Source organism: Amaricoccus sp. (genome assembly GCF_017993425.1).
Taxonomy (GTDB): Bacteria; Pseudomonadota; Alphaproteobacteria; order Rhodobacterales; family Rhodobacteraceae; genus Amaricoccus.
The window spans coordinates 1-6,529 of record NZ_JAGOMQ010000079.1 but is presented as its reverse complement, the minus strand read 5'-3'; the positions used below and the strand labels follow the sequence as shown (position 1 = coordinate 6,529).

5 protein-coding genes are annotated in these 6,529 nt (G+C 73.2%); 4 read left to right on the top strand and 1 reads right to left on the bottom strand.

All coding sequences use genetic code 11. The features are described 5' to 3' along the window. Window positions 1-522: 522 nt before the first annotated feature. Genes KBB57_RS19725 through KBB57_RS19710 form a run of 4 tightly spaced genes read left to right on the top strand, consistent with a single transcriptional unit; the run spans window position 523 to window position 5,493 of the window. Window positions 523-1,878, top strand: coding sequence for a flagellar hook protein FlgE (locus KBB57_RS19725; RefSeq protein ID WP_290754026.1), 1,356 nt, complete (start codon window positions 523-525; stop codon window positions 1,876-1,878). A gap of 21 nt (window positions 1,879-1,899) precedes the next feature. Continuing rightward, window positions 1,900-3,360 (top strand): flagellar hook-associated protein FlgK, encoded by a 1,461-nt coding sequence (flgK, locus tag KBB57_RS19720; protein WP_290754024.1) that lies wholly within the window; start codon window positions 1,900-1,902, stop codon window positions 3,358-3,360. A gap of 4 nt (window positions 3,361-3,364) precedes the next feature. After that, window positions 3,365-4,372, top strand: a complete 1,008-nt coding sequence (locus tag KBB57_RS19715; protein ID WP_290754021.1) for a flagellin — start codon at window positions 3,365-3,367, stop codon at window positions 4,370-4,372. 2 nt (window positions 4,373-4,374) lie between these two features. Beyond that, a complete protein-coding gene (locus KBB57_RS19710) occupies window positions 4,375-5,493 on the top strand; it encodes a flagellar basal body P-ring protein FlgI (protein WP_290754019.1) in 1,119 nt (372 codons plus the stop codon). Window positions 5,494-5,663: 170 nt separating this feature from the next. Here the strand turns inward: KBB57_RS19710 and KBB57_RS19705 are convergent, their stop codons facing one another. Further along, window positions 5,664-6,284, bottom strand: a complete 621-nt coding sequence (locus KBB57_RS19705) for a hypothetical protein (RefSeq protein ID WP_290754016.1) — start codon at window positions 6,282-6,284, stop codon at window positions 5,664-5,666. Window positions 6,285-6,529 lie beyond the last annotated feature (245 nt).

Genomic DNA, 6,529 nt, shown 5'->3' with positions numbered 1-6,529 from the left:
GTTGGGGGAGGGGGCGGTGGGGGCGTCCCAACGTGGTCTTTGGTTAAACTATTGAAATATATTGATTATATTGGTTGCCGATTCACTGCCCCGCGGTGGAGCCAAAGCCCGGCTGGAAGCAGGTCGCGACGGTGACGCCAGACGGATTTGACCCGCGGCAAATCCGTCCGCGATCGCCCCTCGGGGGGCGAGCGCGTTGCCGCGCTCGCCGGGGCGATCGCGGACGGATTGCGCGCGACGGGGAAATCTGGACCCCTCACGGCTTCCGCGCGCAACCGCGCTCCAGCCGTCGGCGCGGCGAAAGCCGGGCTTTCGCTTGTCGCGCCGGGCCTCGCGGGCAAGCCCGCTTCGGTCGCTCGGGGCCCCGTGGATCCGGCAGGCGTTCCATGGTGTGAGCCCGATGCTGGCCGCGTCGCGCAAGCTCGCGCCCGACCGTCGTTGACGGGATCTTAAGCCCCCGTTGCCAAATCTCCCGTTCGACCGGCCGCTCCTCACGGCCGCATCCCCACGGAAGGACTGAGCATGGGCATCTCTTCGTCGATGAACGCCGGCGTCTCCGGCCTCAACGCGAACGCGAACAAGCTCGCCACCATCTCCGACAATATCGCGAACTCACAGACCTACGGATACAAGCGCGCCGACGTGGACTTCGCCTCGATGGCGGTCAGCGATTCGCGCACGCCCTATACGGCGGGCGGCGGCAGGTGGTTCACCGCGGGGGGCGTCAAGACCAACGCCATCTGGGACATCGACGCCAAGGGGGCGCTCGCCTCCACGGCGAACGCCACCGACATCGCCATCACCGGGCGGGGGATGCTGCCGGTCACCACGCTGTCGTCGGTGACCAACGTGGGCGCGGCGGCGAGCCAGCCGGACTTCTTCCTGACCTCGACGGGTTCGTTCGAGGCGGACGCCGCCGGCTACCTGCGCACGCCCTCGGGGCTGGTGCTGATGGGGTGGCCGGCGGACCTGAACGGCAACATCCCGGCGCAGCCGCGCGACAGCGCCGCCGGGCTGACGCCGATCCAGATCAACCGCTCGTCCTTCGCGGCGCAGCCGACCTCGACGATCACGCTGAACGCCAACCTGCCGGCGACGGAGACGCAGGCGGGGGCGGCCGGGACGGCGCTGCCGGTCAACGTCGAGTATTTCGACAACCTCGGGGCCTCGCAGACGCTCGCCATGTCGTTCACGCCGGTGGTGCCGGCGAGCGGGCAGTCGAACACCTGGACGATGACGATCACCGACCAGGTGACGGGGCTGTCGGGCGGCACGTACCAGATCGTGTTCTCGGACACGCCGCCGAACGCGGGCGCGATCGCCAGCGTGACGCAGACGGGGGCGCCGACCGCGCCGCTGACCTCGAGCTACGACGCGACGACGGGGGATCTGTCGCTCAACCTCGGCAACCAGCCGATCGCCATCCAGCTCGGCGCGCCGGGCGGGGGGGCGAACCAGCACCTGAGCCAGCTCTCCTCGACGTTCTCGCCGGTCGGCGTGACCAAGGACGGCTCGCCGGCGGGGACGTTCACCGGGGTGACGATCGACGAGAACGGGCTGATGCGGGCGTCGTACTCGTCGGGGTTCACGCGGGTGATCTATCAGGTGCCGGTGGTGGACGTGCCGAACTTCAACGGCCTGCGGGTGCTCGACAACCAGACCTTCGGGCTCTCGGACCTGTCGGGGTCGATGTTCCTGTGGAACGCGGGCGACGGGCCGACGGGGGCGATCCAGGGCTTCTCGCGCGAGCAGTCGACGACCGACATCGCGCAGGAGCTGACGCAGCTCATCACCACGCAGCGGGCCTATTCGTCGAACGCGAAGATCATCCAGACCGTCGACGAGATGCTCCAGGAAACCACCAACCTCAAGCGCTGAGGCTGAAGGCGGGAGGCGGCCATGGGCATCTCGAACGCGCTGAACAACGCCTATACCGGGCTGGTCGGGGCCTCGCGGCTCGCCGACACGGTGTCGAACAACGTCGCGAACGCGATGACGCCGGGCTTCGGGCGGCGGGTGACGGAGCTCTCGTCGCTGGCGCTCGGGGGCTACGGCTCGGGCGTGCGGGTGACGGGGACCTACCGGACGGAGAACGCCTTCGTCACCGCCGAGCGGCGGGCGATGGACGCGGCGACCGGGGCGGCGACGACGACCTCGGGGGCGTATCTGCGGATCGTCGACGCGCTCGGCGAGCCGGGGGAGGCCGGGGCGCTGGCGACGCGGGCCTCGGGTCTGGAGACGAAGCTGATGGCGGCGGTGGCCTCGCCGCAGTCGCTGACCGGGCTGACCGACGCGGTGACCGCGGCGCGCCAGCTCGCCGAGGCGGTGAACGGGGTGGCGGCGGAGAACCAGCGCCTGCGCACCGAGGCCGACGCGGAGATCGCGCGGCAGGTGGGGCAGGTGAACGACGCGCTGAAGTCCGTGAAGGATCTCAACGACAAGATCACCACGCTTCAGATGAAGGGCGAGGACGTCTCGGGATTGCAGGACGAGCGCGACCGGGTGATCGACGGGATCTCGTCGATCGTCCCGGTGCGGGTGGTGAACCGCGACAACGGACAGGTGGCGCTCTATTCGGCGAACGGCGGCGCGCTGCTCGACGGGCGGGTCTGGGAGCTGTCGTTCCAGCAGGGGCCGAACGTCATCACCGCCGACATGACGCTCGGCGCGCCGCTCGGCGGGCTGATGCAGGACCAGGGCGCGGCCGGGCCGACGGCGGTGGCGGCGGGGACCGGGACGGGGGCCTTCGACGGCGGCTCGCTCGGGGCGCTCTTCGAGATCCGCGACAAGATCGTGCCGGGCGTCGACGCCGAGATGGACCGCTATGCGGCGGAGCTGATCGACCGGTTCCAGAGCCTCGCGGCGGCGGGGTCGCTCGACGCCAGCGGCGACGGGCTCTTCGTCGATGCGGCGGGGACGGGCGGCGTCGGGCTGGCCGGGCGGCTCAAGGTCAATGCGGCGGTGGACCCGAACCAGGGCGGCGCGGCGTGGCGGCTGCGCGACGGCCTGTCGGCCACGGCGCCCGGGGCGGAGGGGTTCGGGGACTACCTGCAGGGCCTCGCCGACGCGATGTCGACGGCGCGGGCGCCGGGCGGCTGGACGACGCAGAACGCCGCGAACGACGCGGCGACGATGGCCTCGGAGATCGCCTCGTTCTTCGCCGGGCGCTCGGCGACGGCGGAGGACACGCAGGCCTATCTCGCGGCGCGGCAGACGACGCTCGCCGACAGCGAGGCCAACGCCATCGGCGTCGACACGGACAAGGAATTGCAGAACCTGATCCTGATCGAGCAGGCCTATGCGGCCAACGCGCGGGTGCTCGCGACCATCGACGACCTCCTGAAGCTGCTGCTGGAGTGACGCCATGAAGCTCGGCAACGCCTCCGACCTCGCCCGGCTGCAGATGCTGCAGCGGAACGCCTTCACCACGCGCGCCGCGCTCGACGCCGCCTCGGTCGAGATGACGAGCGGCGAGAAGCAGGACCGGTTCGCGGCGACGGGGGGGAACCTGACGCGGCTCTTCGCGCTGGAGCGCTCGCTCGGGCGCAACCAGGTGTTCACCGACACCGCCACGCTGAGCGAGATGCGGCTCGACATCATGCAGGAGGGCTTCGGGCGGCTGCTCGGGCCGGTGGAGGGCCTCGCGGTCGACCTCGCCACGGCGACGGGCGTGTCGGACGCCTCGGCGGGGCGGCTCCACGCCGCGACGGCGCGACGGGCGCTGGTCGATGCGGTGAGCGTGCTCAACACGCGGGTGGCCGGGCAGTCGCTCTTCGCCGGCGCGGCGACGGACCGGCCGGCGGTGGCCTCGGCGGAGAGCCTGCTCGCCGATCTCGACGGGCTCGCCGCGGGCGCGGCGACGGCGGCGGACGCGGTGGCGGCGATCGAGGCCTATTTCGCGCCGGGCGGGGGCTTCTTCACCCAGGGCTATGTGGGATCGACGACCGGCCTCGCGGCGGTGGAGATCGGCGAGGGGGCGCGGCTCGACTATGCGGTGCGGGCCGACGGTCCGGAGATCGTGGCGACGCTGAAGGCGCATGCGCTGGCCGCGGTGGTGGCGGGCGGGGCCTTCGCCGGCGACAGCGCCGCGCAGCTCGAGCTGTTGCGGGCGTCGGGTCAGCGGATGCTCGAGGCGCGCGAGGAGGTGCTGGCGCTGCGGGCCCGCGTCGGCGTGTCGCAGAACGTCGTGGAGCGGGCGCAGGCGGAGCGGACCTCGGAGCGCGACGCGCTGGAGCTGGCCCGGACGGGGATCGTGGCGACCGACCCGCTGAAGGCGGCCTCGACCTACCAGACGCTGCAGGTGCAGCTCGAGTCGATCTACACGGTGACGTCGCGGCTCGCCGACCTGCGCTTCACCAACTTCCTGCGCTGACGATGGGGCGCCTGCTCGCCTGCCTCGCCGCGCTGCTGGTGCTCTGGTTCGGCGGGCTCGCCGGGCCGGTCGCGGCGGCGCCGGTGCGCATCAAGGACCTCGTCAACGTCGACGGGGTGCGCGGCAACGACCTGCTCGGCTACGGGCTGGTGGTGGGGCTCAACAACTCGGGCGACAGCCTGCGCAACTCGCCGTTCACCGAGGACGCGATCGTCAACATCCTGGAGCGGCTCGGCGTCAACGTCACCGGCGAGCAGATCCGGGCGCGCAACGTGGCGGCGGTGCTGGTGACCGCGACGCTGCCGGCCTTCGCGCGGGCGGGGAGCCAGATCGACGTGACGGTCTCGGCGATCGGCGATGCGTCGAGCCTGATGGGCGGCACGCTGGTGATGACGCCGCTCAACGCCGCGGACGGGCAGATCTATGCGGTGGCGCAGGGCTCGATCATCGCGGGCGGCATCGTCGCCGAGGGCGTGGCGTCGAGCGTGACGCAAGGGGTGCCGACGGCGGGGCTGATCCCCTCGGGCGGACGGGTCGAGCGCGAGGTGGCGTTCGACTTCAGCCAGTCGGCGGAGCTGCGGCTGGCGCTCAGGAACCCGGACTTCACCACGGCGGCGCGGATCGAGGCGGCGATCAACCGCAACGTCGGCGAGAAGATCGCGCGGATGCTCGACGCCGGCACGGTGCGGCTCGATCTCGCGGGCTTCGGGATCGACCGGCCGGCGCTGCTGATGGCGCAGATCGAGAACGTCGAGGTGCAGACCTCGACGGTGGCCCGCGTGGTGGTCGACCAGCGCTCGGGGACGATCATCCTCGGCCAGGACGTGCGGATCAGCCGGGTGGCGGTGACGCAGGGCTCGATCACCTTGCGGGTCGAGGAGGAGCCGCTGGTGGTGCAGCCGAACCCGTTCGCCGACGGGCAGACGGTGGTGATCCCGCGGACCGACGCCTCGATCGAGGAGCAGCCGGGGACGGGGCTGGCGCTGGTCGAGACCTCGGTGTCGCTGCCGGAGGTGATCGCCGGGCTGAATGCGCTCGGCGTGTCGGCCAACGACATGATCGACATCCTGAAGTCGATCAAGGCCGCCGGCGCGCTCCACGCCGAGTTCATCGTGCAGTAGGGCGGGCGTCCGGGTCTTCGGGCCGACGACGCCGTCGCGGAAACGGCCGGGGTCGCGGGGGAAGCGGCCCGCCGCCGCCTCGGTCGCTGGACCGGTCGCGTTCGCCGCGCCCTGCGCGTCCACTACGTCGCGACCCTTGGCCCGCAGGAACCACGGATCCTGCGGGGCGCTCAGTCCGGCTCGACCGGGGCGATGTCGGCCCGCAGCGTCTCGCCGGCGAGATGGAGATTCCAGGCGGCCGGCGGGGCCATGCGGGCGTGCAGGCGGGCGACGCGCCAGGCGGGCCCGCCGCCGCGGGCCCAGCCCGGCGCGGGGTCGGCGCGCCAGCGGGTCTCGACGCCGGCCGCCCCGCCCTCGCCGGGCGTCAGCAGCAGGACGAGCGCCCCGCCGCCGCCGGGAGCGCCCGCCTCGGCCGCGAGGTGGAGGCGGCGGACGCGGGTGAGCCCCGGCGGCCGGGCGAGCTCGACCGCGACGAGGCCGACCGCGCCGGCGCGGGCCGCCTCCTCGGCGGCCCAGAGCAGCTCCGCGTCGCTGCCGCCGGCGGCGAGCAGGAGCCGGCCGGGCTCGAAGAGCTCGGCGACGCCGTCGCCCGCCAGCTGCTCGGAGGCGCCGGGCGGGCCGAGCCACAGCGCCGACCCGCGGCTCCGGGCGACGAGGAGGAGCGCGAGCGCCCGGCGGGCCGGCCCGGTGATCTCATGGGCGCGGCCGCGCAGGAGCGCGAGCCCCGGGGCGAGCGCGACGTGGTCCGGCCGGGGGAGGGCGGCATGGCGCATCGCGGCAGGATAGGCCATCGCCGCGGCGGGGCCAACGCGCCCCGGCGGGCCGCGCCTTCAGGTCCCGCGCGGCTTGGCGCGGCGGGTGGGGGCGGCGGCGGCGGGGTCCTCGGGCCGGGGGTGGCGGCCGTGAAGCTCGCGGCGGATGTCGGCGCAGAGGGAGGTCCGGGGTCGGGGAGGTCGGCGGCGGTGCCGCGCCTTCAGGTCCCGCGCGGCTTGGCGCGGCGGGTGGGGGTGGCGGCGGCGGGGTCCTCGGGCCGGGG